The sequence below is a fragment of the Bradyrhizobium sp. SZCCHNR1053 genome, from assembly GCF_032381235.1.
Taxonomy (GTDB): Bacteria; Pseudomonadota; Alphaproteobacteria; order Rhizobiales; family Xanthobacteraceae; genus Bradyrhizobium.
In genome coordinates this window covers 31,088-55,336 of record NZ_JAUHJM010000001.1, presented here as the reverse complement: position 1 = coordinate 55,336, position 24,249 = coordinate 31,088, and the positions used below count along the sequence as shown (strand labels likewise).

Genomic DNA, 24,249 nt, shown 5'->3' with positions numbered 1-24,249 from the left:
TCGGCTCGCGGCATCGCCGCATTCCCAATGTCCCCGAAACGAAATCCATCATCGGCGGATGCGCGGCGGGCGCAGGCGTCACCCGCCGCCGACGCAATCTGCCGCAGCTACTTGCTGTAATCGTAGAAGCCCTTGCCGGTCTTGCGGCCAAGCTGGCCTGCAGCCACCATTTCCTTCAGCAACGGCGCCGGACGATACTTCGGATCGTTGAAGCCGTTGTAGAACACCTCCATCACCGACAGCATCGTGTCGAGACCGATCAGATCCGCCAGCGCCAGCGGACCGATGGGGTGATTGCAGCCGAGCTTCATGCCCTCGTCGATGTCGGCGGCGGTCGCGATGCCTTCCGAATATGCGAAGATCGCCTCGTTGATCATCGGGCACAGGATGCGGTTCACGGCAAAGCCCGGGCTGTTCTTCGCGGTGATCGCAACCTTGCCGATCCGCTTGGCGAATTCGGCGGCGGCCGCATGGGTCGCATCCGAGGTCTGCAGGCCGCGGATCAGTTCGAGCAGCGCCATCATCGGCACCGGATTGAAGAAGTGCATGCCGATGAAGCGATCGGGCCGGTCGGTGGCGGTGGCGAGCTTGGTGATCGAGATGGAAGAGGTGTTGGTCGCGATCAGCGCCTCGGGCTTCAGGCCGGCACAGAGGTCCTTGAGGATCTTGAGCTTCAGCTCCTCGTTCTCCGTCGCTGCCTCGATGACCAGGTCACAGCTCGCCAGCTTCGCTTTGTCGGCAGTGCCGGTGATGAGCGACAACGCCCTGTCCTTGTCGGCGGCCGTCATCTTCTCCTTCTTGACCAGGCGGTCGAGGCTGGAGCCCACGGTCGCGAGCCCGCGCGCCACCGCCTGCTCCGAGATGTCGACCATGACGACCGGAACGCCCGCGGCGGCGCAAACCTGCGCGATGCCGTTGCCCATGGTGCCTGCTCCGATGATGCCGACCGTCTGAATCATTGCCGCTTCCTCTCAGTCTCGTATCCGCGGGGACCGCCCCGTCCTGCGCCGTTGCTTAACAGGCTATCGCCCGGCCGGGTAGACCCAACACGACGAGCCAGACCGGGCCGGCTGCCCCACGGCTCGCCGGCGTCGGGAAGCGGACGCGTTGCCCGAGGTTCGTCCGCATGCGCAGGAACGGATGCAACTTGCTCTGGTTGGTCTCGTGCTCGGCGAGATGAGCCGCGCCGGGCGCGGCAGCGGACCGCTGAACAGGAACCACTGACCGATACGCAGGCACGGGTGACCGGGCGGTCGACCCGCTGTCGCGTGTCACGCGTGAGCGCCACGCCAAATCCGTCGTCGTCATCGGAACGCCGGTCAGGCCGACGGTTCTCCACGCAGCAACAGGCCGTGCCCAATCGAGGAGACCCCCGTGGCGACCGCCGAAACCACCCGACCTTCCCTGCAGCCGACGGCGCAGATCGCACGGCGTTCGATCCACCCGATGCTGGTGCCATTCCCTATCGTCTGCTTCATCGGAACGCTCGTCACCGACATCGCCTATTGGCGGACCGCCGAAATCATGTGGGCGGATATCTCCGCCTGGCTGCTGCTGGCCGGACTGATCATGGGCGTGCTGGCCGGCATCGCCGGCCTCATCGACTTCCTCGAATTGGACGCGGAGAAACGGAGGACGACATGGGACTGGCTCAATACGCCATCGTAGCAGTGGACGATCATTGGAGCGTGCTGCACGACGGCAACGCGCACGGCGACTATGCCACCAAGGAAGCAGCGTTCGAATCGGCGGCATCAGCCGCGACGCTTGCCATCAAGCAGGGTCATGAGGTGCACCTCAGCGTTCCGGGTAACGACCCCGATCGATCAAATAACTAATCAGCACGGCATCCTTGTTGTTGGTTCCAAAATGACCTCCAGGGATAGTGAATTGCACGGTAACGTGTGTTAGCGACGTCACAGGCTCGGCGCCGCACACTTCTGTTCACAAGGAGCAGGAGTTTCGCCATGAAGGTCAACCGGAACCGGCGCAAGCAGACAGCGTCGTTCGGCCAGCGGCTGCAGCAGGCTGCAACCGCTGCCCGCGAGGCGGCAGCGCGTCTTCCCGTGGGCCCCGAACGCGACATCATGCTGAAGAAGGCGATGCAGGCCGAGACGGCGGCGCATATCAACGGGCTGTTGAGTGCGCCCGTGCTGCACGCCGCGGGCCGTTAGGACACTCGCCTCGTCATCTGTCGCGACTGCGAAAGGAACCCGAACGCCGGCACGACGCTTTGCTCTCGAGTTCTTGTCTCGGCGAGAGGACGATGATAGCCCGGGTCGTGGTCGGCACATCGGGATGGCATTACGGGTCCTGGCGCGGCGCCTTCTTTCCGCAGGGCCTTCTGATCAGGCACCAGCTGCCCTACTACGCCAGCCAGTTCGAGACCACCGAGCTGAACGGCGTGTTCTACCGGACGCCGACGGAAGCCGCCGTCCGCGTCTGGCGCGATCAGACCGGCCCCGATTTCGTTTTTGCCTGGAAGGCCTCCAAGTTCATCACGCATTGGAAGCGCCTGTCCGCGCGCTCAGTCAACAGCATTGCGCTGATGGAGAGCCGGCTGTCGCTGCTCGGCGACAAGGCCGGCCCCGTGCTGTTCCAGCTGCCGCCGCATTTCGAAGCGAAGCCCGAGCGCCTCGAGTCCTTTCTGCCGCTGCTGCCGAGGCACCGGCGCTACAGTTTCGAATTCCGTCACCCGAGCTGGTACACGCCGGCCATCATGCGCCTGCTGAGGGACGCGAACATCTCGCTCTGCCTGTCGGACCATCACGACGCCCCGGCGCCGTGGAAGCGCACGGCCGATTTCGTTTATGTGCGCGGACACGGCCCCGGCGGCCGCTACAAGGACAACTATACCGACGCAACGCTCGCGACCTGGGCCAAGCGCATTCGCGCCTGGGCGACGCACGGGATCGACGTCTACGTCTATTTCGACAACGACCAGAAGAGCGCGGCGCCCGCCGACGCTTTGCGGCTGCGCCGGTTGCTCGCGGCGTCCCCTCACCGGACACACGGCGCGTCGCGCGCGACGTCAACGGAACATCGTGGACATCTCTCGGTTTAGGCCGCAACCAACGAGAGGAACCACCCATGCGACGCACACTCAGCACGCTTGGCTGCCTGGTACTCGCCGGCCCTGCCTTCGCCCAATCAGTCTGCGAAAAGACCGGGGTGAATTCGGCGCTCGGCATTGCGCCGAGCACGGAGGACTTCGTCAAGCAGGTCGCCATCAGCCGGCATTGCTGCGCGACGCCGCGGTCTCCTTCTCGATCAGTCCCGCTGCATTGGTGAAATACGCCTCGACCGCCTCAGACATCGCCTGCGCGACTTTCGGAGGATTGCCGAGTTGATCAATGCTCGATTCGATCCCGTTCGCGATCGACCGCGATCCGGCCTTGCGCGCGATCGATGCTGGAGTACTCGACCGCAGCCAGCGGGCGCTTGGCGCCGATCGCCGGGGCCCCGAGAACACAGGCAAGCGCCGTGATCGAGAGCATCGACACCGCAAAGAGCTGACCGACTCGCATGATGCATTTCCAGTTGATTGTTTTGATCAACTTAGGAAGCGGAGCCTGAGGGGGTCTTAAGTCCGCGGACCTGGCGTGGCGCCAGATCGTCGTCACCACGCGTCGATTCCCGTAATTCAACGGGCTTCGACAGTGGTCCTCATCAGTTTTCATGAGAGTTCCACGACAGAGGCGCGAAGGGTTGGTCGGGATCGCGCGATGTTGCTCGTGCTTCGAGCATCGCTTGGGAGCACGGGCAGCGCAAGAAGCCGCGGCAATCTCTCCGACTCCGGGCCCGCGCTGGTTCCTCATGCAGTCCTCATGCAAGTGTAGAAAGATCCAGCGGTCAACGCGGTACAATGCTAACATAAGTTATTGAAGTCGCACCACATGGAACCCCAATAAACTAACTCGGGGGAACCGCTCTTTGAGTCATCTGGTACGCAAGCTCGAGAATTTCGTCCGCCTCTCTGCGGCCGACCGCCTGATGCTCAACCGCGCTGCGGCTCAGCGGGTAAGGACCTTCGCGCCACGCACCGACATCGCGCGCGAAGGCGAGAAGCCCAAGGACGTGCATCTGATCCTGAATGGCTGGGCCTGCCGCTACAAGCAGCTCGAGGACGGCCGCCGCCAGATCGTCTCGTTCTTCCTTCCTGGCGATATCTGCGATCTCAACATCTTCATCCTGCGCGAGATGGACCATTCGATCGGCACCATCACGCCGGTGTCGATCGCCGATCTGCCGCGCGAGTTCTTCGACGAGATCAGCGCCGGTTATCCGCGCATTGCGACGGCATTCTGGTGGGAGACGCTGGTCAATGCCGCGATCCAGCGCGAATGGACCATGAATCTCGGGCAGCGCACCGCGTCCGAACGCATGGCGCACCTGTTGTGCGAACTGTTCTTCCGGCTGCGCCTGGCGGGTCTCGCCGACGACAGCAGCTGCAGCTTCCCGCTCACCCAGGCCGATCTCGCCGAGGCGACCGGCCTGTCGAAGGTCCACGTCAACCGCACGCTGCAGGAACTGCGCGCCAGCAACCTGATCGTGCTCAAGGGCAAGATGCTGGTACTTCCGGACCTCGAGCGCCTGATGAGCGCAGGCCTGTTCAACGCGAATTACTTGCATTTGGACCGCGAAGGCCGTCAGCTCGACGCGAATGAGTGAGAGGTTCGGAGCGGCGCTTGCGCTATGCTGACCGGCTCGGCACTCTGCCGGGGAAACGGCGATGGTCGAACAGCGCATGGTTGACGGACCCTTCGAGCAGGAGATCGTGCAGCGCCTCGGGCTGATGCCCAACCTGTTCAGGTCGGCGCCGTCAGCGCCTGAGGCGACCCGACAGCTCTGGCAGTTCGCCAAATCCGCCTATCTCGACACCCCGCTGCCGGCCCTGTTCAAGGAGCGGCTCGCCGTCCATCTGTCGCGCCTCAACCATTCGCCTTATTGTCTGACCCGGCATTTCGGTTTTCTGGTCGGATTGGGCAAGCCCGCGGGCGACTCGGCATCCCGCCCCGAGACGATCGATCGGGCGCGTCAACTGCTCGCGCGGCCGCTCGCGGATCCCGGGCGCACCGCGGCGGCGCTGGGCCGGCTTGAGATTGTCCAGCCCCCGCTCGACATCCCGGAGCCGGGCAGCGACGGCGAGGCGGACCTGTTCGAGGCCGCGTCGGTGCTGTTCATGCAAAGTGCTGATTCCGACCGCTCGCGGCGCGCGATCCGACACGCCTTCGGCAACACCAGGTTCGATCTGCTGGCGGCCTTCCTCGCCTATCTGCGCACAGCGCATTTCTGGGCCGATGCTCACCTGCTCACGATCGATTCCGATGTGCTTGCCCTCGCACAGGCCGATCCTGAGCTCGCCGTCTGCCTCGGCTGCAGCGAGCTGCCGGACGCCGGGCCGCCCGCACAGCAGCAGCATTCGAATGGCGGCGATGCCAGCGATCATCGACTGCGCCGCCTCCTCGAGATCGATTCGGTCGGCGTGCTGTTCTTCGATCATGCAGCCGGCACCCTGATCGACGCCAACGAGGCCTTCTTGGCGATGACAGGCTATTCGCGCCAGGAGATCAACAGCGGCGAGCTGACCTGGAAGAGCCTGACCCCCCCGGAATGGATGCGCACTTCGAGCGACCAGATCGAGCTGCTGCGGCAGACCGGCCGGCTCGGTCCCTATGAGAAGCAGTATTTTCGCAAGAACGGCGAACGCGCCTGGATGATGTTCGCCGGCCGTGACCTCGGCGACGGCACCCTCGTCGAGCTCGTGATGAACATCGACGACCGCAAGCGTACCGAGGCCGCGCTGCGCGACAGCGAGGCGCGCTTCCGCCAGTTCGGCGAAGCGTCCTCCGACGTGGTGTGGATCCGCGATGCCGAGACCCTGCAATGGGAATATCTCAGCCCCGCGTTCGAGACGATCTATGGCGTCCCGCGCACCGCCGTGCTCCGCGGCGACCATCTCGCATCGTGGACCGAGCTCATGCTGCCGGAGGACCGGCCCCGCGCCCTCGAGAGCCTGGAGCGCGCCCGGCGCGGCCAGCGCGACAGCCTGGACGTCCGTATCGTCAGGCAGCCGGACGGCGTCACGCGCTGGCTGCGCATCCGTAGTTTTCCCATGGTCGACGAGGTGGGGCAGGTGCAGCGCATCGGCGGCATCACCCAGGACATCACGGCGCTGGTCTCGGCCTCCGAGCACCAGAAGCTGCTGCTCGCCGAGTTGCAGCACCGCGTCCGCAACATGCTCGCCGTGATCCGCTCGATCATCCGCCGCACGGGCGACTCGAGCGACAGTGTCGAGGATTTCGCCAGTCACCTCGAAGGCCGCATCACGGCGCTGTCGCGCATCCAGGCGGTCGTCACGCGCGATCCCCTCGCCGGTTTCGATCTGGCCGAGCTGATCGCCGATGAGCTGCGCGCCGGAGCCGCGCGCGAGGACAGGCAATTCTCGCTGTTGGGTCCCCAGGTGCGGCTGAAGCCGAAGGCGGCCGAGAGCATCGGGCTTGCCATGCACGAGCTCGCGACCAATGCGCTGAAATATGGCGCGCTGACGGTGCCGCGGGGCTTCATCAGGATCGAATGGCGGCTCGACAAGCACGACGCGGCCGACTGGCTGGTCATCGACTGGACCGAGACCGGCATGTCCGGACGTACGCTGAGTGCGCAGCGCCAGGGCTTTGGAACCGTGCTGCTGGAACAAATGCTGCCGTACGAGGTCGGTGCCCGCGTCGTGCGGCGCTTCGAGCCGAGCGGCCTCTGCTGCGAGATCAGGCTGCCCACCGACGACATTCTCAAGCGTTGACGGGCCGATCGAAGCTTCATTTCGCGGCACCGGTCGGCAACAATGGCCGGGATCTCGTCGGCGCGGAGAAGCGCCGTCGGCATAGCCTTCGCGGTGCATTCGGGGTATGCTCCGCCTGCGGCCAGAGGTGGAGGTCGCATGGGTCGCGCAACCGCCATGTCTTCGCCTTGGTTTGGGCGGATATGACCAAGTGTCGATGAGATTGGGAATCGGCCGAGCGTCGACGCGACGGAACGATGATGGGACGTTCCTGAGCATGCGGCTCTGGCCAAGATGAATCACCGTGAACATGCAGATGCGTGGGCACGAGGGACAACCGGTATCCAGGTTCTGTGCTGATGCGGCCGAGAGGCCGAGCGTCCTGTGGCGCCGTCGTCATCCGACGTTGGTGTCACGAAGCGTAGGTACGATGCAGCGTGAGTACGCGGAGCATTGGTGCACGAGGGCGTAGGACGACACATCGGTACAGAGCCGAGCGCCGCCTGCGAGGCGGACGACAACGGAGGACGGAGCGTCAATGCTTGCAACGACGACCAAAGACGGCGATCAGCAGCCTCATGCCATGATCGATCCCGAGATCGTGCTGGCGGCCCGCGCGGATCGCACCGCCGCCGAAGCGGACAGGCGCAGCTCGCAACGGCCGCCGGATGTCCCCTTGCCGAAGATCGACCCTGACTACAGGACGCAGGCGACGAGCGACCTCGCGGTCACCGGAGAACGCAGCACGTTCGCCACCTGGGCCGTGCGCACCATTCTGGCGGTGCTGTTCGCCGTCGGCAGCGCGGTCGCCGCGGCCGCCTGGCAGAGCTATGGAGACCAAGCCCAGGAGATGATCGCGCATTGGATGCCGCGGATCACGCTGGCATCGAACGCCGACAAGGACGCCGCGGCACAGCCAGCCGCGACCGCGCCCCAGCAGACGGCCGCCGAAGCGCCGGCTGAGGCGCAGGAGCACGCAACGAGCGCGGTTGGCGCGACCGCGTCGCAGGAGCAGTTGCTGCAATCGATGGCCCACGACCTCGCTGCCTTGGGCCAGCAGATCGGCGAGCTGAAGACGAGCCTCGCACAGTTGAAGGCCGGGCAGGAGCAGATGGTCCGCGACATGGCGCGGGTCGCCGAGGCCAAGTCCAGCGACAGGCCCGCCGAGCGGCCGAGCGAGCGGACCGCGGAAGCACGGTCGTTCGATCCGCGCGCCATCGAGCAGACGATCCGGCCGCGCCCGGCCCCACGCCCTGCGACCGCGGCCGTGACCCCGGCACTGCCTGGTGCAGCAGCAGTGCACCGGCCGCGCACGCCGCCGCCGGCCGCAGCCGGCATGGCTCCTCCGCCGCCTGCTCCGATGCCGCTGCCGTCGGCGCCGGTCGATCCGGACCAGCCCGTGGTGCGTCCGCCAATGCCGGTGCGCTGAGGGATCCGCACAGGCGCCCGCGCTGGTCCGCGCCGATCGACGCGGCGGTGATCGATTTCGTCGATGCACTTGTCGCGACGCGGCTTTCCGAGCTAAGGAACTGCGCCTGACAATGCGCATCGCCGAGGGGTTCATGAGCCTGACCGATCCGACCGTCCTGTCCGCCTCCGACCTCGCAGACCGCATCGCGATCCTGCGCGACAACATCCGCCAGATCACCGAGCAGGCCGCTTCGCAGTCGGGTGCGGCCGACGAGGAGCGCAACGCCGACCGCCTCGCGCAGCAGAGCGAGGAGCTCGACGTTCTGCTCAAGGAGCAGGAGCGGCGGCTGAACAAATAGCCGGCCGGCCCCTTCGATCATTTCGCGCGTGCTGCACTGCGCTCGTTGTTGCCCGCGCGTCGCCCACAGGCTAGCCTCGCCGAAAACAAGCGGGAGGTAGCCAGAGGATGCGAAACGGTCTGCTTTACACGTCAACCCTTGCGGCATTGACCACTGCGGCATTGCTGGCGGCCCTGACACCGGGCAGCGCCGAGCCACGCCATATGTATACGACCATGGTGCTGGAGGCGTTCGCCACCAAGGTCGAATGTCCCGGCGTCGATGTCGTCTATCAGGATCTGGTCCAGAAGGCGCAGGACATGAAGATGCCTGACGGCACGACCGAGAAGGTGCGCAAGGCGATCGCCTACATGCACACCGGCGGCAAGATGGGCGAGAAGCAGGACGACGATCTGATGGCGGAGGTGGCCGTCGCCACGCAGGCCATCGACATGGATCAGCGCCGCCTCGGCATGACGAACTGGTGCGAGGAGCAGAAGAAGACGCTGGCCGGCTTCATCCGTCCCAAGGGCTGACCCCGGAGCGGCCTCGGGGCTGCCGACGGAGCGGAAAGACCGCACGGCACGTTTGCCGGCCATGGCCGAACGACGCGCCGTTCGTCGGTCTGCGCACCGCCATAGCGGGCACGGCACAGCCCCGCGGCGGGCAGGAACCCGGATGACCGCTGCCGCTTGGCCTTGCAGCTGCTGTGCAGCAGACATCCGGCCCGGAGCGAGCCATGCGCATCGAAACCGCTTTCCTGTTCGACCTCGACGGCACGCTGGTCGACAGCGTCTATCAGCATGTGCTCGCCTGGAAGACGGCGCTGGATGCCGAGAACATCGAGCTCTCGGTCTGGCGCATCCACCGCAAGATCGGCATGAGCGGCGGCCTGTTCACCAACCAGCTGCTGCGTGAGACGGGTTTTGCCATCGAGCCCGATCGGATCGAGCGGCTGCGGAAAGCGCATGCCGCGGCCTATCAGAAGCTCGGAGGCCAGGTTCGGCCCCTGTCCGGCGCACGCGAGCTGCTCGGCTTCTTGACCGATGCCGGTATCCCCTGGGCGATCGCGACCAGCGGGAGAATGGAAACGGCGGCCGTCAATCTCGCCGCGCTCGGCGTCGATCCCAAGACCAACACTGTCGTGACACGCGACGAGGTCCGCTACGCCAAGCCTGATCCCGATCTGTTTCTCGCGGCCGCCGCCCGCCTCGACGCGCCGATCGAGCGCGCGGTCGTGATCGGCGACAGCATCTGGGACATGCTCGCCGCAACCCGCTGCGGGGCGCTCGGCGTCGGCCTGTTGAGCGGCGGCTATGGTTCGGAGGAACTGCGCCAGTCCGGCGCCATCCGCGTCTACGAGGATCCGGCCGACCTGCTCGGCCACATCGACGAGGTCGGCGGCCGGCGCTAACTCAGCCGGTCAACTCTGCGGGCCCGACAGCGAGATGTCGCGTTCGGCGCGGAACACGTTGGCATAGAGGTTGGCGATCCACTGGCGCCCCGTCGATGTCATGTTGAGATAGCGGATCTCGGTCTGGATGTGCGGGGCGACGCTGTTCCAATAGAACTGCGGATAGCGGTTGACGATATCGGCCGGTGACTCATAGCCGAGCTGCCGGTTGATGCCGACCTCCTCGAACTCGTAATATAGCGCGTTGGCCTTGCGGATGTAGTTGGGGTCGCCGAGCTGTCCGATCAGATCGGCGGCGCGCACGATCGACTGCTCCTCGTCGAACTGCTGGCCGGCGAGCGGCGGAAAGCGCGTGCCCTCGATGGCGCGGGCGATGCGATCCTTATCCAGCGGCGCCATGCCTTCGATGCGGTTGATCACGTACAGCTTCGAGCGGTCGACGTGATACGGCATCAGGCTGGCGTCGGAGGCGCCGCGCGGCAGGCAGATCTTGCGGCCGCCGCGATCGATGACGAAGCCGTCGACGTCGTCTTCCCTGAACAAGCCGCGGACATAGCCGATGTCGTGGAGCAGGCAGGCCAAGATGACGTGGACGTAGTCGTCCGCCGTCATGTGGCTGTGCAGCGCGCGGCCGCGCAGGATCTCGTGGCCGGCCAGCGTGACCAGCAAGGTGTGCTCGACGTTGTGATACAGCGCATCGCTGTTGCCGATGCATTCCAGCGCGATGCGCGCAGCCGCCGGAAGCATCTCCGTCAACTGGGTATGAGACGATCCGAAACGGCGGCGCATATAGGAGCTGAGGAAACGCTCCAACGCCGCTGCCGCGAGCTCCGGTAAGGTCATCATCGCCGCTGCCCCGCCTCAGACAGCCCAAACACAACGTCAAAAGACATAACGCCCGAAAACACAATCACGATAACGCGGCTCGCGGCACGACTGAGACGTCAGGACGACACGGCTCAGGACGGCCAGCTTCGCACGGACACGCGCGAGATCGGCCCCCCGGAGCGTTCGAGCACCTTGGCCGACGAGCATAGCCCAGGTTGCGGATATCGGCCACACCCGGACGAGCACACACCGGAAAACTGCGGGCCAAGCGACTGAAGCTGACGCGATCGAGGTCGATCGCTAACGTCCCCGCACCGGCAGCGGCGGCCGCGGCGGTCGTGTCTCACCGCGATAGGCCGGTCGCCGCGAAGGGGGACGGCGGGCCGGCGCGGCCGCCGGCGCATCGACCGACTGCAGATAGGTGCTCAAGGCCGACGCGGAGTCGTCGCTGCTGGTGTAGTGCTTCTGCAGGAACAAATAGAGCGTCAGGCGAAAGCGCCCCTTGGCGAGCCCACGTGCCGAACGATGACAGGTGGCGCAGCTGTCCGCAAACAGCCGCGCGCCGGATTTGCCGGCATCGAGATCTTCCGCCTGTGCACTGCTGATGACAATCAGCAGCAGCGCGGCCGATCCAACAAACCCCAGCCGCGCCCCGGCGCGCCCGCGCGCGTGGACACGCTCAGGCGACATCAGCCCGCGGGCTTTCCTCCGCCTGCACACCCAGCGCATCGAGATCGACCAGCGCCGGATCGTCCGGCATCGGCTCGCTCTGCTGCTGTCCGCCGCCATGGACGTGCATCAGCGTCTGCACCCGGCGCGCGTTGAGATAGTCGACGTGCTGATGCGCGAGCGCCAGCGGCAGCAGGGCCTTCGGCAGCGCGGTCATGGTGAACGCGGCGACGCGCTTCACCTCCTCACCCTCACGCCAGGTCAGCGGACTCAGCGTGTAGATCATCTGACGGTCGGTCTCGGGCGCAGGCAGTTGCCTCACCTCGGGCGGCGCCAGCAGGGCCACATTGATGTTGCCGGCCCGCGTGCGGCTCGCGGCCGCGCGCAGCTCCCAGCAGATCAGCTCCGCGGCGGACAGCACCTCGCGTCGGATGTCATCGACATCGGACGCGAAGCGGCTGGCCTCGCTCAGCGCCGCACGGCCGCGCGTGACCGCATCGACGAGCGCCGCCGCACCGATCTCGAAGCGAGGAACCGCCTGCTCGATTGCGGTGGCGACGGCCTCGATGTCGTTGGCGGCGCGGTCGCGGTCGCGCTGTGCCACCGCGTCGGCAAAGGCGCGCTCCGCCAGGATGATCTGCTCGTCGCATTCGGCGACCGATGCGCGCAGCGCCTTGGCCTTCTGCTCGACCGCCTGCATCTTCGATTCGGCACGATCGAGCTGCCCGTTGCTGGCGCCGGCCTTGGCGAGCCGCTCCGCGGCGACGCGCTTCTCGTCCAGCGCCGCCTCGGCCACCCGGAGACGATCCGTCAGCCGCCGCCGCGCGGCCTGCTTGTCCTTCAGCGCACGCTCGAAGATCTCGACGGGGCTCAGCTCACGCTTGAAAAAGACCATGGCAATAATCCCTGGACGGCGGGCGCGCCGGCAACGTTGGTCAGCGGCGAATCCACTGCCGAATCATGTTGCCCGATTCTTGCGTGGAAAATGGGTCGGAAACCAGGATGAGATGCGGCACACGTTCCCCTTGACGAAACGTATCCACCGCCGGCTGCGGCCGGGCAGAGTCGAGCGAGGCCGCCGGAACGCGCGGCATATTCTGAAAATTGGGATCCGATGTCAGCTCTGATGGGGACCGCGCATCATCCTCATGGCGTCCGAGATGTGGCGCCATTCGCGGGCCTCCTCGGCCTCGCCACTGGCCTCGCATTGCTGCGCCTTCTGCGCAGCTTGTGCGACAGCCGAGGCGCCGTGCACCTCGAGCATCTGCCGGGCGATCGCGTGGATCTGGACTTCAGACATCATGTCGAGCTCCTGTCGCCGGATCGAATGGTCCGCGACAACTTTCTCTACACCGATGCGTTCCGTGAGCTGGATCACTGCACGTCCGGTTCCACCGGTTCAGACTGCGCCCCGTAATTTACCTTACGTGATCAATCCGATTTCGCGCACGCCGCCGCACTGTTACTTCTGACTGAGATTCGCCGGATGGCGATTTGAGGAGACGGACATGACGCAGGTCTTCTTCCACTGCTCCAATCCCGATGAGTTCCTCGTCGATCGGCGTGGAACCGCGGTCATCGATCTCGCCGAGGCCTGTGATCACGCCGAGCGCGTCATGCATTCGCTGATCTCCTCGGAAAGCGACGAGGATTGGCGCGACTGGGTGCTGCACATTTCCGACGATCTCGGCGAGGAAATCATCGCCATGCCGTTCGCGTCGGTGCTCGGCCCGATGCATTGAACGGAGCTGCGCGCCCTGCCGCGGCGCTGAGACATTGTGTCCGCATTAGGGTTACTGGCTCCCTCACAGGTTCCGCTCCTCGCATTCTTATCGCCACATTTGTCCGCCATTTCGGCGCTGATGCGACGGAGGGGACATCTCATGACCAGACTGCTGACGACCGCGGCCTTGGCGCTGACACTGACGGCATCGGCGGCGATGGCCGACGAGCACCGCGGCGGCGATGCCGCGCTGGGCGCCTTGTCGGGCGCCGTCGTATTCGGACCGGTGGGAGCCGTTGCCGGCGCCGTCGTCGGCTATACCGCAGGTCCTTCGATCGCGCGCTCCTGGGGCTTCCGCCGCTCGCGTGCAGCCCGGTCGCAGCAGGTCCGGCGTCCAGTCAGGGACAGCCAGGCTGCGATGACCGAGCCTCAGCAGCAGCCGCAGGCCGCGCCGCGCAGCGCACCACCGCCTGCACGGACCATTGCTGTCGCTCCGCCGGCGCCGCGCGGCCCGGTGGCGCCGCCGGTGCAGACACTCGAGTAGACACACGCTGGTAAATCAGTAGCCGCGGGCGCGATCGACGACGTTCAGCAACGTCTCTCCGCGCAGCAGACGCCGCGCATTCTCCGCCACCTGCTGCGCGATCACCTCCCAGGAGGCAATCGCCGCCATGTGCGGCGTCACCAGCACGCCCGGCTCGCGCCACAGCGCATGGTCCGCGGGCAATGGCTCATGCTCGAAGACGTCGAGCACGGCGCCGCGCAGATGGCCGCTGCGGAGCAGCGCGACCAGATCCTCCGTTACCAGGTGCTCGCCGCGGCTGCACAGGATCAGCGCGGCACCCTTGGGCAGCCGGCCCAGGCGCCCGGCATTGAGCAGGCCCACGGTCGAGGCCGTCAGCGGCAGCAGCGAGACCAGGATCTCCGTCTCACCAAGGAAGTCGTCGAGCGCATCGGCGCCGCTGTAGGTCCGCACGCCGGCGAGCGCCTTGGGCGAGCGCGACCACGCGCTCACCGCGAAGCCCAGCTCGACCAGACGGATCGCCGCCGCGGAGCCGAGTTCGCCGAGCCCGAGAATGCCGACCCGACGGTCCTTCGCGGCACGCTGCTCGTACCGACGCCACACGCCGTTGCGCGCATTACTGACCACGCGATCGAAGTCGCGGTGAAAATACAGCGTCCCCCACAGCACGAACTCGGTCATGGCCGCGGAGATATCGGGATCGACGATCCGGCACAGCGGCACGTCCGGCACGGTCGGATCGGACAGGATGTTGTCGACGCCCGCCGCGATCGAATGGATCAGCTTCAGCTTCGGCATCGTCGCGAGCGCGCCGGGCTCCGGCTTCCAGCACACCGCAAGCTCGGCGTCGCGTGCCGCCGACTCCGGCCATGACGCGACGGTCACGCCCGGCAGCTCGCGCGCGAGCAGCGCCTGCATCGGATCCATCAGTCCGGGACGGCTGAGCAGCGCGACCGTGATCATGCCGGCCGCAGTCCGCACCATTGCGCGACGAACATCGCAATGGACAGCGTGGTCTTGCGCACGCTGTCGAGATCGACACGCTCGTCGAACGCGTGCGGACCGATGCCATAGGGCCCGTAGCACAGCGCCGGGATGCCATAGTCGACCTGATAGTAGCGGGTGTCGTTGACCGCCGTAGAGAGCCGCACGTCGAGCGGCTTCTCGAATACCCGTGCATGTATCTCGGCCAGCGCCGCCTCAGCGGCGCTGCCGGGCTCGCACACCGCAGGATCGGCCTGGAAGCCGCTCCACACCAGCTCGACCGGATTCTCCGACAGGAAGCTGTCTGCGGCCTGCGCCTTCGCGAGACACTGCTCGATGCCGGCCATGGCCTGCGCCGGCGTCTCGCCCGGCAGCACGCCGAGCCGGCAATCGAGGTCGCACCAGGCCGGCGTCGAGCTCGCCCAGTCGCCGCCCTTGATGATGCCGACGTTGAACTTGATCGGATTCTTGACCGCCGCGAACCAGGCGTTCGACATGGCACGCGCGTTGATCTCTTTCGTGTGCTCCTGGAAGGCGCGGATCAGATGCATCGCCGAGAGGATCGCATTGGTGCCGGTCTCGGCATAGGCGACGTGCACCGGCGTGCCGCGCACGCGCAGCCGGAACCAGATCGCGCCGACCTGCGCGCGGGTCAGCGTGTGGCCGGTCGGCTCCGGGATCAGGCAGGCGTCGGCCGTATAGCCGCGCATCAGAGTCGAGAGCGCGCCGTTGCCCGTGCTCTCCTCCTCGGTCACGGTCTCCAGATGGATGCGCCCGTCCGGCACGAAGCCGGCGGCCTTGATGGCGTCGAGTGCGAAGATCATCGCGGAGACACCGGCCTTCATGTCCTGCGCGCCGCGGCCGATCATCCAGCCGTCGCGCACGATCCCCTCATAGGGCGGATCGTTCCAGAGATCGGTCGGGCCCTCGGGCACGACGTCGATGTGGCCCTGCAGGATCAGGCTGCGTCCCTTGCCCGCGCCGTCGAGCGTCGCCACCACCTGCTTGGAGCCGTCGAGCGCGATGCTGTCCATCGGCGCTGCCTTGGGATGGCGCATCAGGTCGACGTCTTCAAGGCTGAAGCGGTCGACCTGATAGCCGCGGGCCGCGAACTCGCGAGCCAGCCAGTCCTGCACCGGCGCCTCTTCGCCGCGCAGGCTGCGGAACTGGACGAGTTGCTGCAGGAAGGCGACCTGCTTGGCGAAGTTGGCATCGACAGCGGCGGCGAGCCGCTCCATCACGTCATTCGGCACAGCCGCCGCAGCGTCAGTCACGTCTCAAACCTCCAGCCTTCCCGTTCACCTCGGCCGCGCGTCAGGCGGCCAGGCACTTCTCCAGGATCGCGAGCCCTTCGTCCACGATCTCGTCGGACGCGGTCAGCGGCACCAGAATGCGGATGGTGCTCGCGGTGACGCCGCAGGACAACAGGATCAGTCCGTTCTCGTGTGCGACGCGGGTCACGCGCTTGGTCATCTCGGAATCCGGCTCGTCGCTGCCGCGCTGCTTCAGGATATCGAATGCAACCATCGCGCCAGGACCGCGCGGCGCGGAAACCGGAACCAGGTTGTTGGCGCGCGAGAAGCGCTCGATCGCCGCGCGCAATCGGTCGCCGATCGCATTGGCGCGGTCGAGCAGCTTCTCCTGCTCGAACACGTCGAGCACGGCGAGCGCCGCCGCGCAGGCCAGCGGATTGCCGCCATAGGTGCCGCCGAGGCCGCCCGGCTCCGCGGCGTCCATGATCGCGGCACGTCCGATCACGCCGGACAGCGGCATGCCGCCGGCGAGACTCTTGGCGACGCAGATCAGGTCCGGCTGCACGTCGTAGTGCTCCATCGCGAACATCTTGCCGGTGCGGCCGAAGCCGGTCTGCACCTCGTCTGCGATCAGCACGATGCCATGGGCGTCGCAGATCCGGCGCAGGCCCCGCATCAGCTCCGGCGGCGCCTGGTGGAAACCGCCCTCGCCCTGCACCGGCTCGATGATGATGGCCGCGACCTGCGAGGCGTCGATGTCGGCCTTGAAGATGAAGTTGATGTAGGACAGCGTGTCCTCGACCGACACGCTGCTGCCGGCGATCGGGAACGGCGCGTGCCAGACCCCGGGCAGCGGCGGTCCGAAATGCTTCTTGTACGGCATCACCTTGCCGGTCATGGCGTTGGCGAGCGCGGTGCGGCCGTGGAAGGCGCCGGTGAAGGCGATGATGCCGCTGCGCCCCGTGGCCGCGCGCGCGATCTTGATCGCGTTCTCGGTCGCCTCCGCGCCGGTCGTCAGCAGGATCGACTTGGCCGGCCCCGAAATCGGCGCCAGCGCGTTGAGCCGTTCGCTCAGCCGCACATACGGCTCGTATTGCAGCACCTGGAAGCAGGTGTGGGTGAAGCGGTCGAGCTGCGCGCGGATCGCGGCAACGACATGCGGATGGCAGTGGCCGGTGTTGAGCACCGCGATGCCGCCGGCAAAGTCGACATAGCGCTTGCCCTCGACGTCCCACACCTCGCTGTTGAGGGCGCGGTCGGCAAACAGCGGCGTCGCATAGCTCACGCCCCTGACGACGGCCTCGTGTCGTCGCGCCAGCAGGTCTTCGTTCGCAGCCGAAATTGCAGCCGAAATTACAGCCATGGCTCAACTCCTCGTGGGAAAAATCGAGCAGAAGGCTACGCCGAGAGCCGTCGCGATCAATCAGCTTGTTCCCGATGACAAGTGCCTGCAATGCACCAGACCCAGCGGGATGAGCGCGCGGCTACGCGGCGAGCACCTTCTTCAGCCACGCCCGCAGCGCCACGATCGCGGGCTCGTCCCAGCGCTCCCGGAGCGCGACGAGCTGATAGGCTCCCATGTGGAGTGCCGAGGGGATCACCTCGACCAGCGCCCCGCTGCGCAGATCATCGGCGACCAGCACCTCGTTGGCGAGCGCGACGCCCTGGCCGAAGCGGGCGGCTTCGATGGCGAGATGCGCGTGCCACAGCCGCTGCCCGCGCAACGTGACGGGCTCCCGATACCCCGCCAGCTCGAACCATTGCTCCCATTGCGCGGTGGACTCCTCGTGGATCAGCGAGGCCCTGGCGAGACCGGCGAGCGTCGCGATCGCCGGGAATCGCGCCAGATAGGCCGGGCTCGCGACCGGGAATACGCGTGGGCGCACCAGCTCCTCGGCGACCACGCCGCCGCCCCGGTCGATCGCCTCGGCATAGACGATCTCCGCATCCGCTTCGCCGCGCTGCAGGTCGGGGTGCGCCAGCGTCGGCTGCAGATTGATGTCCCAGTTGCGCGGCGGGCCGCTCAGCTCGGGCAGCCGCGCCAGCAGGCGGCGATTGGCGAGGCCTGGAATGCACCAGATGTTCAGGGTCGGACGCGCTGCGGGACGCACCGAAATTGTCGCGCGGGCGATGATGTCGAAGGCCTGGCTGACCTCGGCATGAAACTGGCGCCCGGCCTCGGTCAGCGCGAGGCCCCGCCCCTCGGCACGCACCAGCGCCACGCCCAGGCTGCGTTGCAGATTCTGCAGATGACGCGAGACCACGGTGTGGCTGACGGCGAGTTCGTCGCCTGCGGCGCGCACGCTGCCCTTGCGGCCGACGGCCTCGAAGGCACGCAGCGCGATCAGGGAGGGCAATCGAGGTCTCGTCATGCTCGCACAGTTCTCAGCCTGCGCGATCCCCCTCCCCGCCCTCAAGCGGGAACCGCCACGATCCGTCTGTCGCGCGGCTGATGTCGGAGCGCCGGCTGCCTTGGCGGCGTCCGTTGACCGCACGAGGCGCTCCGGGCGGAGCGCCGCATCGCGGTCACGAGGGCGCTTGCGCGCGTCATGCCGCTCTTACCGTCAGCATCGGCGCAACGCCAGCCCAGAGAAAGCCACACTCGCGGGAGCGACCTCCGCGGACGTCTTAACGTGGCAAGCCGCGTCGCAAACGATCCTTAAGCCTGCGGCCATGGCAGTCCGCCATTTGCCAAAAAGTTTCCACAATTCGACTTTGAATCGGCAGTGCTTCGAGCAGGAGAACCCCCAAGATGCGGATCAGCCAAATGATCTCCGTCGGTTCGCTGGCAGCCCTCGTCGCGACGGCCGCCCCCGCACTGGCGAAAAGCTCCCAGACGCCCAAACCGGATGATCAGGCCACATCGTCCCTGCCGTGCCGCGCCTACCAGCAGGCTCCCGACGGGACATGGATGGAGCGGCCCTGTCAGGGCCAGGGCGCAAGCGCGCCGGCGCGTCAGCGCGCGGTCACCAACGGGGCCGGCAGCGCGGAACAACGTTAGCGGACTTGGTTAGCGGACTTGTGGTTAGCGGACTTGTGGTTAGCGGACTTGGCACGAGAGCCGGAGCGCCTGCGCTGGTGCCGCGCTCAGTAGGGCGGCGCCCTGCGCGCCCGCTGCTCCCTGCCCGCCTCGACCCACCACAACAGATCGTCGGCAAAGCGCGGAAACGCGCGCTCCAGCGCCTGGCCGGAATCGCCGGTCGGCTTGCCGTCGGCAGATAGCGACTGACCGATCGGGCCGACGGCAAGCGTGCTCGACACCACCACCATCCCCATCTCCGACAACGTGCCGTGCCACGCGGTGGCGGCGCGTGCCCCGGAGAGCCGGCCGGCGGAATAGCTCGCGATCGCCGCCGGACGCCAGAACCATTCCTCGAGAAAGTGGTCGGTGAGGTTCTTCAGTCCCGGCTGCATGCCCCAATTATATTCGCCGGTGACGAACACGAAGCCGTCGGCGGCACGGATCTTGGCCGCAAGCTCGGCCATGGCCGCTGGCGCCTGGCCGGGCGGATATTCCTTGTACATGCGGTCGAGCATCGGGAGGCCGACCGCCCTGGCGTCGATCAGCTCGACGTCCTGGTCCCTGGCGCGCAACCCGTCCACGACGAATTGCGCGAGCCGGATGCCCATCCGGTCGGAGCGATAGGAGCCGTAGAGGACGAGGATGCGGAAGCTCATGGCGCGTCAACTCCTGGCCGGACGATCCGCGCCAGACTACCACGCCGCATTGCCATCGAGGTCATTATGGTCACGCCGCGGATCGATCGACCGGCGGCGCGTGGTTGGCGGAAACGAGGCGTGGCACGCTCAGCGCGTCACCGTGGCCGAAGCGGAGCGCTCGGATGGCCGGCCGAACACGCTGCGGCAACCGTCGCTGAGGCTGGCGCGCTGCTTCATCATGCAGGCAATGATGCGGTCCCGATCGGGAATCTCCGACGAGCACAGCCGGAACACGTCGCCGGTGCACAGCCGCCGCTGGTCGTCCTCCGTGAAGGCATGGCCCGCGCGCGGGCTGGCGACCATCGCCAGCGCAAGCCCTGCCATTGCCACATTCCAATTCCGCATCCTGAACAGATGAGTTCGCATCGCCGTCCCCAATTCGCCCGCTGTTTGTCCGGTTCACCCGCTGCTTTCGCTGATGTCGCGAAGCAGTTGCCGCCGCAGAATCAAATGATGACACGTCGTGGCGCGCCTTCAACAAGCGCTCTCGTTCCTGCACCACAATTTTGCGGCCTGTTGCATCTTCGACTCCTTTTGCGCTGCCGGACCCCGTGAGACGCCGCCAAATTGTCATTAGGCGAACGCAATCCGGCCCAGCCGCGCTCACACTCTCACGGCGTAGTGGCGGCGTGCTGATGGTGCTTCGGACCATCACGTGTCCCGAGTTTAGGTGTGGGAGTCAGGTTCATGGCGTACACGATGGTGGCTGAGCGGGAGCAGCAGACAATCCGCAAGCAGCGCGAAAGCGCCCTCATCGTTCTCGCCAACGCACAGGTGATGGAGGCGGAAGGCTGGCAGGTCGTCATCACCGACGAGGACGGCAACAGCCTGCCGCTCGCCGAGTTCGAAGCTGGCATCTCGCAAAAATTCTCGTCCTGGTACAAGGCCAAGCAGCGGCCGGTGGTGCCCACCACCATCCCAGCCCCCAACCTGTTCTCGACGCCGGCCAATGACGACGCCGAGCCGGAGGCCGTCGTGGCCGCCGAACTCGCCGCCGAGCAGGTCGAGACGGCCGAGGTCCAGGAGGCTCCTGTCCAGGAGATCGCCGAGGACGATTTCGAAACGGCCGAGACCGCCAACGCTCCGACGGCCGAGAAGGCCGAGCGCGAGGAGATCGCGCTCGACGCCGCCGAGATGGCCGACTGATATCGCCGCCGCGCCGCAGCATCGCCGGCTTCAGTCGTCGCCGTCGTAGAACCGCTCCAGCGGCAGCCCGACCTGGGCCTCGCCGATCCATTGACGCGCAATGATGTTGGACGGCCCCGCGCGTGCACCGCGGTATACGCATGCGATCGGCCAGCGGTGTCGACCGTAGCCACAGCGACCGCCGCATCAAAGATCAAGCCAGCCGCAGACCTTGCGCCACGATCTTGCGTCCTTGGATGGCGCGGCTTCCTTGCGCGATTGGCCTGCGCCGGGCGACTAACAAATACGCTCGCATCGCGGCTCTCGGTCGAACAACGATCATCGCAACGAAGAAACCGGCTGCCCGCCGGGCAAATCAAGCGGCATTTCCATCTGACGGCGTCGCTCCAGAGGCTGAATCGACGAGAAGAGCGATGCGCGCAGAAGCGATTTTCAGCAGGCCCATCAAGCTGATTTGGCCTGTCCAGTCCCATCGTCAGAAATATTCCGCTTTTCCTAAATCGGATTCAGTGCTTTTGTCGTGCCATCTCTCGCTCGCAAGAGGGGCGTATCGCGGTCGTCACGGACGTGGAGCGGGAGGAGCGGTGGACGCGATGGCAGCGCAGCGCATCTTTGCGCCGACGAACGCTGATGTCGCGTACGGTCAAGTCGCGTGGTCCTGGCATCCCGACGCTGATGCCCCCACGGTGGCGCGCCCAAAGCGCGTTGTCGTGCACGGTGACCAGAAAGCCCGGCGCACCGGGGAGCGCGCGAAGCAGCCGTTAAGATCATCGCGCGGGGAATGCCGGTTGCCCGGTTGAACCTGTGGTGACTGCCGCCTGCTTTTTTTCTGCAGGCGGGCCATGGGTTGCGGCCAGCATCCCGGCATTCCCCGCGCCCTCTGCCGTGCGGAGGGCAAGACGAATGGAATCACTCGGACGCAGGATGCGTCGCGAGATCGCGAGATCATGGGTGGATGATGGCGGATGGCGGGAGGCGCTTGTTCGCGAGGCGCCTCAACACACACGTCATCACTCCGGGGCGCGCGGAGCGCGAGTCCGGATCCATATGCCGCAGCAGAACTTATGAAACGAGATGGAGTGACCAGCATGCCTCACATGCCCGCTCTGGATTATGGATGCCGGGCTCGCGCTGCGCGCGCCCCGGCATGACGGTGGAGCGAGGTCATGGCCCATCTCACGGCCGTCATGCCCCGCGCAGGCGGGGCATCCAGTACGCCGCGGCCTTTGGGTCGATCACTGCCGTCCCGGAATACTGGATCGCCCGGCCGAGCCGGGCGATGACGCCGAGCAGGAATTCTCGGCCCGGAAGGCCGCGCGAGGTCGTTGTCTCAAACGCGTCATCGTCTGCATCACAACAGCTTCGCGCTCACGAACAGCGTGCGCACGGCGTTGGTGGCCTGCACCGTCATGATCGCGTTGTCGGCCGCGGCCTGCAGTGCGGCCATGGCCTGGTCGTGCAGCGACTTGAACTCCATCCACTCGACGGCATTGAGGCTGGTGAGGAACTGATGGGCCTGCCCGACCGTCGAAATCACGACTGGCTTGCCGTTCACCTTGATGTTGAAGGTGGTACGCAGACGCGTTTCCGAGTTTGCGGGATCAATCATGGGGACCTTCCGGAAGATGCGACGAGCGTCACCGCCGAGGTCGCGCCGAGGCCCAGCAACAAAACGTCACTCGGTCTTTTGCGCGGTCCGCGTCGGGGTGCCAGCCTCGAGCCCGACGACGACAACGAGTCGGTTGAACTCGCCGTCATCATACGCCTTCAGGAAGCGATCGTAATTCTTGATCGAGACGCAGCCGTTCGAATCACCCTCCGGACCCAGCATATAGGGGTGGGTCAGCAATCCGCTCCGGCCCAGGGTCGATCCTTCCACCACGTTCATGCGCAGGGCGCGCACGCCGTGAAACGGTTTTTCGCGCGGCTTCAGGTCATAGGTAGCGGGCGGGGTCGCGCCAACCATGCGCTGATTGACGTGCTCGGGGTCGTCGCGCAGGCTGCCCATGCCGGAATGGGCCTCGAGCCCGATGCCGGACGGCAGATACACCATCCTGGCCTTGATGTCGTACACGGCGGTCTTGTCATAGCCGAGCGCGCCGAGATCGATCCCGGAGCGCACGATGCCGCTATCCGGACCGAGCGAGGCGAACTTGGTCGGGCTCGGCAACAGGTCGGACAGCTTCTGCAGGATGGAGCGATCGTCGACGCGTCCGACCGCTTCAGGCGCACTGGCCGAAACCAGGCTGGTCGGCAGGTTGGCGACGGACGGGCGCGGTCGCGGCAGCGGCACGCCCGGTGCAGGCATCGTGACGGTATTGCCCTCCGTCAGCATCGGCCGCCAATCGCTGTTGCTGGGGTCGCGCCCGCCCGAATCGCGCGCTTCCATGCCCTTGACCAGCGCGGCCCGGGCATCGAGCAGTTGGCGGTCGATCGCGCCGCGAAGGGCGAAACGGTCGAGCGCGCGAATCGCGTCTTTTTCCGAATAGGCCGTGGCCGAGGCAGAGGCCGGCGCGAAACGTGTCTCGAAGGTGATGGACGGCGCGCCGGCGGCCGGCAGCGCCGCGGTCGCAAGCGACGTCTCCTCGCTGTGGGCGCCGACCCATGCAGCCGCGCCCGCCGCGATCGCAAGTGCTGCAAGCACGAATGCGATCGCTTCGGAGCGCCCGAAGCGGCCTTGCGTCAACAGAACGTCTACGCTTGCTTCACTGGAAGCCATCACGTCCCCGATATACCCCCTTTTTCGGACCACCCGGGAAAGGTGCCCGACCCCAAGGGGTACGATTCGACCCGTCATGACATAGGATGGCAAGAGTGCGGCATAATCTAGACAAACGCCAGCCCGGAGTGCCACGGCGCCCCAGGGGGGATCGGGCCGCCCTGGCGCCGCCATGTCTTCCCAGAACAAGAAATTACCTCGATCATTCAAATATTTGGAGCAGCCAATGAAGGCGGATTGTGATGCTCTCGGCCGATTTGTCGACGCACAGAATTCGATTTATTCGCGTGTGACCGCCGAACTTGCGGCCGGCGCCAAGCAAAGCCACTGGATGTGGTTCGTGTTTCCGCAGGTCGAAGGGCTCGGCCACTCCGCCATGGCCCAGCGCTACGCGATCCGCTCCCGTGCTGAGGCCGAGGCCTATCTGACTCATCCCCTGCTCGGCTCGCGACTGCTCGAATGCACCCGTCTGGTGCTCGCGGTGCAGGGCAAGTCGCTGCGCGACATTCTGGGTGTTCCGGACGATGCCAAATTCCGCTCCTGCATGACGCTGTTCGATTCGATCAGCCCGAACGGGATCTTCGCTCGGGCGCTCGATCGCTATTGCGACGGTGCGCGGGACCCGGCGACGCTCGCGTTTCTGCGGCACCGCACCGCATGAGCACACGGTTACCGCAGGCGCGCATCTCGGCCTCATACGGCCGACACGGCAATGAACCAGCTCTGCCGTGCGGCCGGATTTCG

Annotated in this window: 29 protein-coding genes and 1 pseudogene; 16 read left to right on the top strand and 14 right to left on the bottom strand. The window is 66.3% G+C overall.

Going from position 1 to position 24,249, the window contains the following annotated elements:
• Positions 1–107 precede the first annotated feature (107 nt).
• The gene (locus QX051_RS00305; RefSeq protein ID WP_315741150.1) at positions 108–959 is read right to left on the bottom strand and encodes a 3-hydroxybutyryl-CoA dehydrogenase; all 852 of its coding nucleotides are present in this window, start codon (positions 957–959) and stop codon (positions 108–110) included.
• Positions 960–1,446: 487 nt separating this feature from the next.
• On the opposite strand from QX051_RS00305, the gene QX051_RS00300 reads away from it, so the two are divergent.
• The 5 genes and pseudogenes from QX051_RS00300 to QX051_RS00280 form a co-directional block, all read left to right on the top strand.
• Positions 1,447–1,668 (top strand): DUF2231 domain-containing protein, encoded by a 222-nt coding sequence (locus QX051_RS00300; RefSeq protein ID WP_409998062.1) that lies wholly within the window; start codon positions 1,447–1,449, stop codon positions 1,666–1,668.
• Positions 1,641–1,838, top strand: a complete 198-nt coding sequence (locus tag QX051_RS00295) for a hypothetical protein (RefSeq protein WP_315755672.1) — start codon at positions 1,641–1,643, stop codon at positions 1,836–1,838. Before QX051_RS00300 ends, QX051_RS00295 begins: the two co-directional genes overlap by 28 nt.
• A 129-nt stretch (positions 1,839–1,967) precedes the next feature.
• Positions 1,968–2,174 (top strand): hypothetical protein, encoded by a 207-nt coding sequence (locus QX051_RS00290; RefSeq protein ID WP_315774597.1) that lies wholly within the window; start codon positions 1,968–1,970, stop codon positions 2,172–2,174.
• 95 nt (positions 2,175–2,269) lie between these two features.
• Positions 2,270–3,064, top strand: coding sequence for a DUF72 domain-containing protein (locus tag QX051_RS00285; RefSeq protein WP_315775289.1), 795 nt, complete (start codon positions 2,270–2,272; stop codon positions 3,062–3,064).
• 26 nt (positions 3,065–3,090) lie between these two features.
• Positions 3,091–3,234: pseudogene (locus QX051_RS00280) on the top strand (DUF305 domain-containing protein); the annotation flags it as partial.
• A 116-nt stretch (positions 3,235–3,350) separates the two neighbouring features.
• Here the strand turns inward: QX051_RS00280 and QX051_RS00275 are convergent.
• Complete coding sequence (locus QX051_RS00275) at positions 3,351–3,527, bottom strand: hypothetical protein (RefSeq protein ID WP_315774596.1); 177 nt, start codon at positions 3,525–3,527, stop codon at positions 3,351–3,353.
• Between the two features lie 406 nt (positions 3,528–3,933).
• Here QX051_RS00275 and QX051_RS00270 point away from each other — a divergent pair, with 406 nt between their 5' ends.
• The 6 genes from QX051_RS00270 (at position 3,934) to QX051_RS00245 (ending at position 9,940) form a co-directional block, all read left to right on the top strand.
• Positions 3,934–4,671: a Crp/Fnr family transcriptional regulator gene (locus QX051_RS00270; RefSeq protein WP_315712288.1), complete on the top strand. Its 738-nt coding sequence runs from the start codon at positions 3,934–3,936 to the stop codon at positions 4,669–4,671.
• 61 nt (positions 4,672–4,732) lie between these two features.
• Positions 4,733–6,799 (top strand): PAS domain S-box protein, encoded by a 2,067-nt coding sequence (locus QX051_RS00265; protein ID WP_315774595.1) that lies wholly within the window; start codon positions 4,733–4,735, stop codon positions 6,797–6,799.
• A gap of 517 nt (positions 6,800–7,316) precedes the next feature.
• Entirely contained in the window at positions 7,317–8,207 is an 891-nt protein-coding gene (locus QX051_RS00260) for a hypothetical protein (protein ID WP_315774594.1), read from the top strand.
• 133 nt (positions 8,208–8,340) lie between these two features.
• On the top strand, positions 8,341–8,547 hold the full coding sequence (locus tag QX051_RS00255) for a hypothetical protein (protein ID WP_315712292.1): 207 nt from the start codon (positions 8,341–8,343) through the stop codon (positions 8,545–8,547).
• Positions 8,548–8,654: 107 nt separating this feature from the next.
• Entirely contained in the window at positions 8,655–9,062 is a 408-nt protein-coding gene (locus QX051_RS00250; protein WP_315741145.1) for a hypothetical protein, read from the top strand.
• A gap of 203 nt (positions 9,063–9,265) precedes the next feature.
• The gene (locus QX051_RS00245; protein ID WP_315774593.1) at positions 9,266–9,940 is read left to right on the top strand and encodes an HAD family hydrolase; all 675 of its coding nucleotides are present in this window, start codon (positions 9,266–9,268) and stop codon (positions 9,938–9,940) included.
• A gap of 9 nt (positions 9,941–9,949) precedes the next feature.
• Here the strand turns inward: QX051_RS00245 and QX051_RS00240 are convergent, their stop codons facing one another.
• From QX051_RS00240 to QX051_RS00225, 4 genes are all read right to left on the bottom strand, one after another.
• Complete coding sequence (locus tag QX051_RS00240) at positions 9,950–10,786, bottom strand: HD domain-containing protein (RefSeq protein WP_315741143.1); 837 nt, start codon at positions 10,784–10,786, stop codon at positions 9,950–9,952.
• Between the two features lie 282 nt (positions 10,787–11,068).
• Positions 11,069–11,458, bottom strand: coding sequence for a cytochrome C (locus QX051_RS00235; protein ID WP_315774592.1), 390 nt, complete (start codon positions 11,456–11,458; stop codon positions 11,069–11,071).
• Positions 11,448–12,332 carry a hypothetical protein gene (locus tag QX051_RS00230; protein WP_315741141.1) on the bottom strand — a complete coding sequence of 295 codons (885 nt, stop codon included), beginning with the start codon at positions 12,330–12,332 and terminating at the stop codon, positions 11,448–11,450. The genes QX051_RS00235 and QX051_RS00230 overlap by 11 nt, the downstream gene beginning before the upstream one ends.
• 222 nt (positions 12,333–12,554) lie before the next feature.
• Entirely contained in the window at positions 12,555–12,737 is a 183-nt protein-coding gene (locus tag QX051_RS00225) for a hypothetical protein (protein ID WP_315775288.1), read from the bottom strand.
• Between the two features lie 208 nt (positions 12,738–12,945).
• Between QX051_RS00225 and QX051_RS00220 the strand changes: the two genes are divergently transcribed.
• Together QX051_RS00220 and QX051_RS00215 are read left to right on the top strand one after the other, a co-directional pair.
• Positions 12,946–13,179 (top strand): DUF6894 family protein, encoded by a 234-nt coding sequence (locus QX051_RS00220; protein WP_315741140.1) that lies wholly within the window; start codon positions 12,946–12,948, stop codon positions 13,177–13,179.
• Between the two features lie 141 nt (positions 13,180–13,320).
• A complete protein-coding gene (locus QX051_RS00215) occupies positions 13,321–13,704 on the top strand; it encodes a hypothetical protein (protein WP_315755680.1) in 384 nt (127 codons plus the stop codon).
• A 15-nt stretch (positions 13,705–13,719) separates the two neighbouring features.
• Here QX051_RS00215 and QX051_RS00210 read toward each other — a convergent pair whose 3' ends face one another.
• The 4 genes from QX051_RS00210 to QX051_RS00195 form a co-directional block, all read right to left on the bottom strand.
• On the bottom strand, positions 13,720–14,646 hold the full coding sequence (locus QX051_RS00210) for a glyoxylate/hydroxypyruvate reductase A (protein WP_315775287.1): 927 nt from the start codon (positions 14,644–14,646) through the stop codon (positions 13,720–13,722).
• Positions 14,643–15,941 (bottom strand): ArgE/DapE family deacylase, encoded by a 1,299-nt coding sequence (locus QX051_RS00205; protein ID WP_315774590.1) that lies wholly within the window; start codon positions 15,939–15,941, stop codon positions 14,643–14,645. The genes QX051_RS00210 and QX051_RS00205 overlap by 4 nt, the downstream gene beginning before the upstream one ends.
• Before the next feature lie 40 nt (positions 15,942–15,981).
• Positions 15,982–17,283, bottom strand: a complete 1,302-nt coding sequence (gene gabT, locus QX051_RS00200) for a 4-aminobutyrate--2-oxoglutarate transaminase (protein ID WP_315774589.1) — start codon at positions 17,281–17,283, stop codon at positions 15,982–15,984.
• Between the two features lie 121 nt (positions 17,284–17,404).
• Complete coding sequence (locus QX051_RS00195) at positions 17,405–18,292, bottom strand: LysR substrate-binding domain-containing protein (RefSeq protein WP_315774587.1); 888 nt, start codon at positions 18,290–18,292, stop codon at positions 17,405–17,407.
• A 380-nt stretch (positions 18,293–18,672) separates the two neighbouring features.
• Between QX051_RS00195 and QX051_RS00190 the strand changes: the two genes are divergently transcribed.
• Entirely contained in the window at positions 18,673–18,921 is a 249-nt protein-coding gene (locus QX051_RS00190) for a hypothetical protein (protein ID WP_315741135.1), read from the top strand.
• An 86-nt stretch (positions 18,922–19,007) separates the two neighbouring features.
• Here the strand turns inward: QX051_RS00190 and QX051_RS00185 are convergent, their stop codons facing one another.
• Positions 19,008–19,598 (bottom strand): NAD(P)H-dependent oxidoreductase, encoded by a 591-nt coding sequence (locus QX051_RS00185; protein ID WP_315774586.1) that lies wholly within the window; start codon positions 19,596–19,598, stop codon positions 19,008–19,010.
• Between the two features lie 129 nt (positions 19,599–19,727).
• The gene (locus QX051_RS00180) at positions 19,728–19,964 is read right to left on the bottom strand and encodes a hypothetical protein (RefSeq protein WP_315712310.1); all 237 of its coding nucleotides are present in this window, start codon (positions 19,962–19,964) and stop codon (positions 19,728–19,730) included.
• Between the two features lie 363 nt (positions 19,965–20,327).
• Between QX051_RS00180 and QX051_RS00175 the strand changes: the two genes are divergently transcribed.
• The gene (locus QX051_RS00175) at positions 20,328–20,786 is read left to right on the top strand and encodes a hypothetical protein (RefSeq protein ID WP_315755686.1); all 459 of its coding nucleotides are present in this window, start codon (positions 20,328–20,330) and stop codon (positions 20,784–20,786) included.
• A gap of 1,351 nt (positions 20,787–22,137) precedes the next feature.
• On the opposite strand, the gene QX051_RS00170 is transcribed toward QX051_RS00175, so the two are convergent.
• Entirely contained in the window at positions 22,138–22,395 is a 258-nt protein-coding gene (locus tag QX051_RS00170) for a hypothetical protein (RefSeq protein ID WP_315712312.1), read from the bottom strand.
• Between the two features lie 66 nt (positions 22,396–22,461).
• On the bottom strand, positions 22,462–23,505 hold the full coding sequence (locus tag QX051_RS00165; RefSeq protein ID WP_315775286.1) for a DUF2778 domain-containing protein: 1,044 nt from the start codon (positions 23,503–23,505) through the stop codon (positions 22,462–22,464).
• A gap of 226 nt (positions 23,506–23,731) precedes the next feature.
• On the opposite strand from QX051_RS00165, the gene QX051_RS00160 reads away from it, so the two are divergent.
• On the top strand, positions 23,732–24,166 hold the full coding sequence (locus QX051_RS00160) for a DUF1810 domain-containing protein (RefSeq protein WP_315775284.1): 435 nt from the start codon (positions 23,732–23,734) through the stop codon (positions 24,164–24,166).
• The last annotated feature ends 83 nt before the right edge of the window (positions 24,167–24,249 follow it).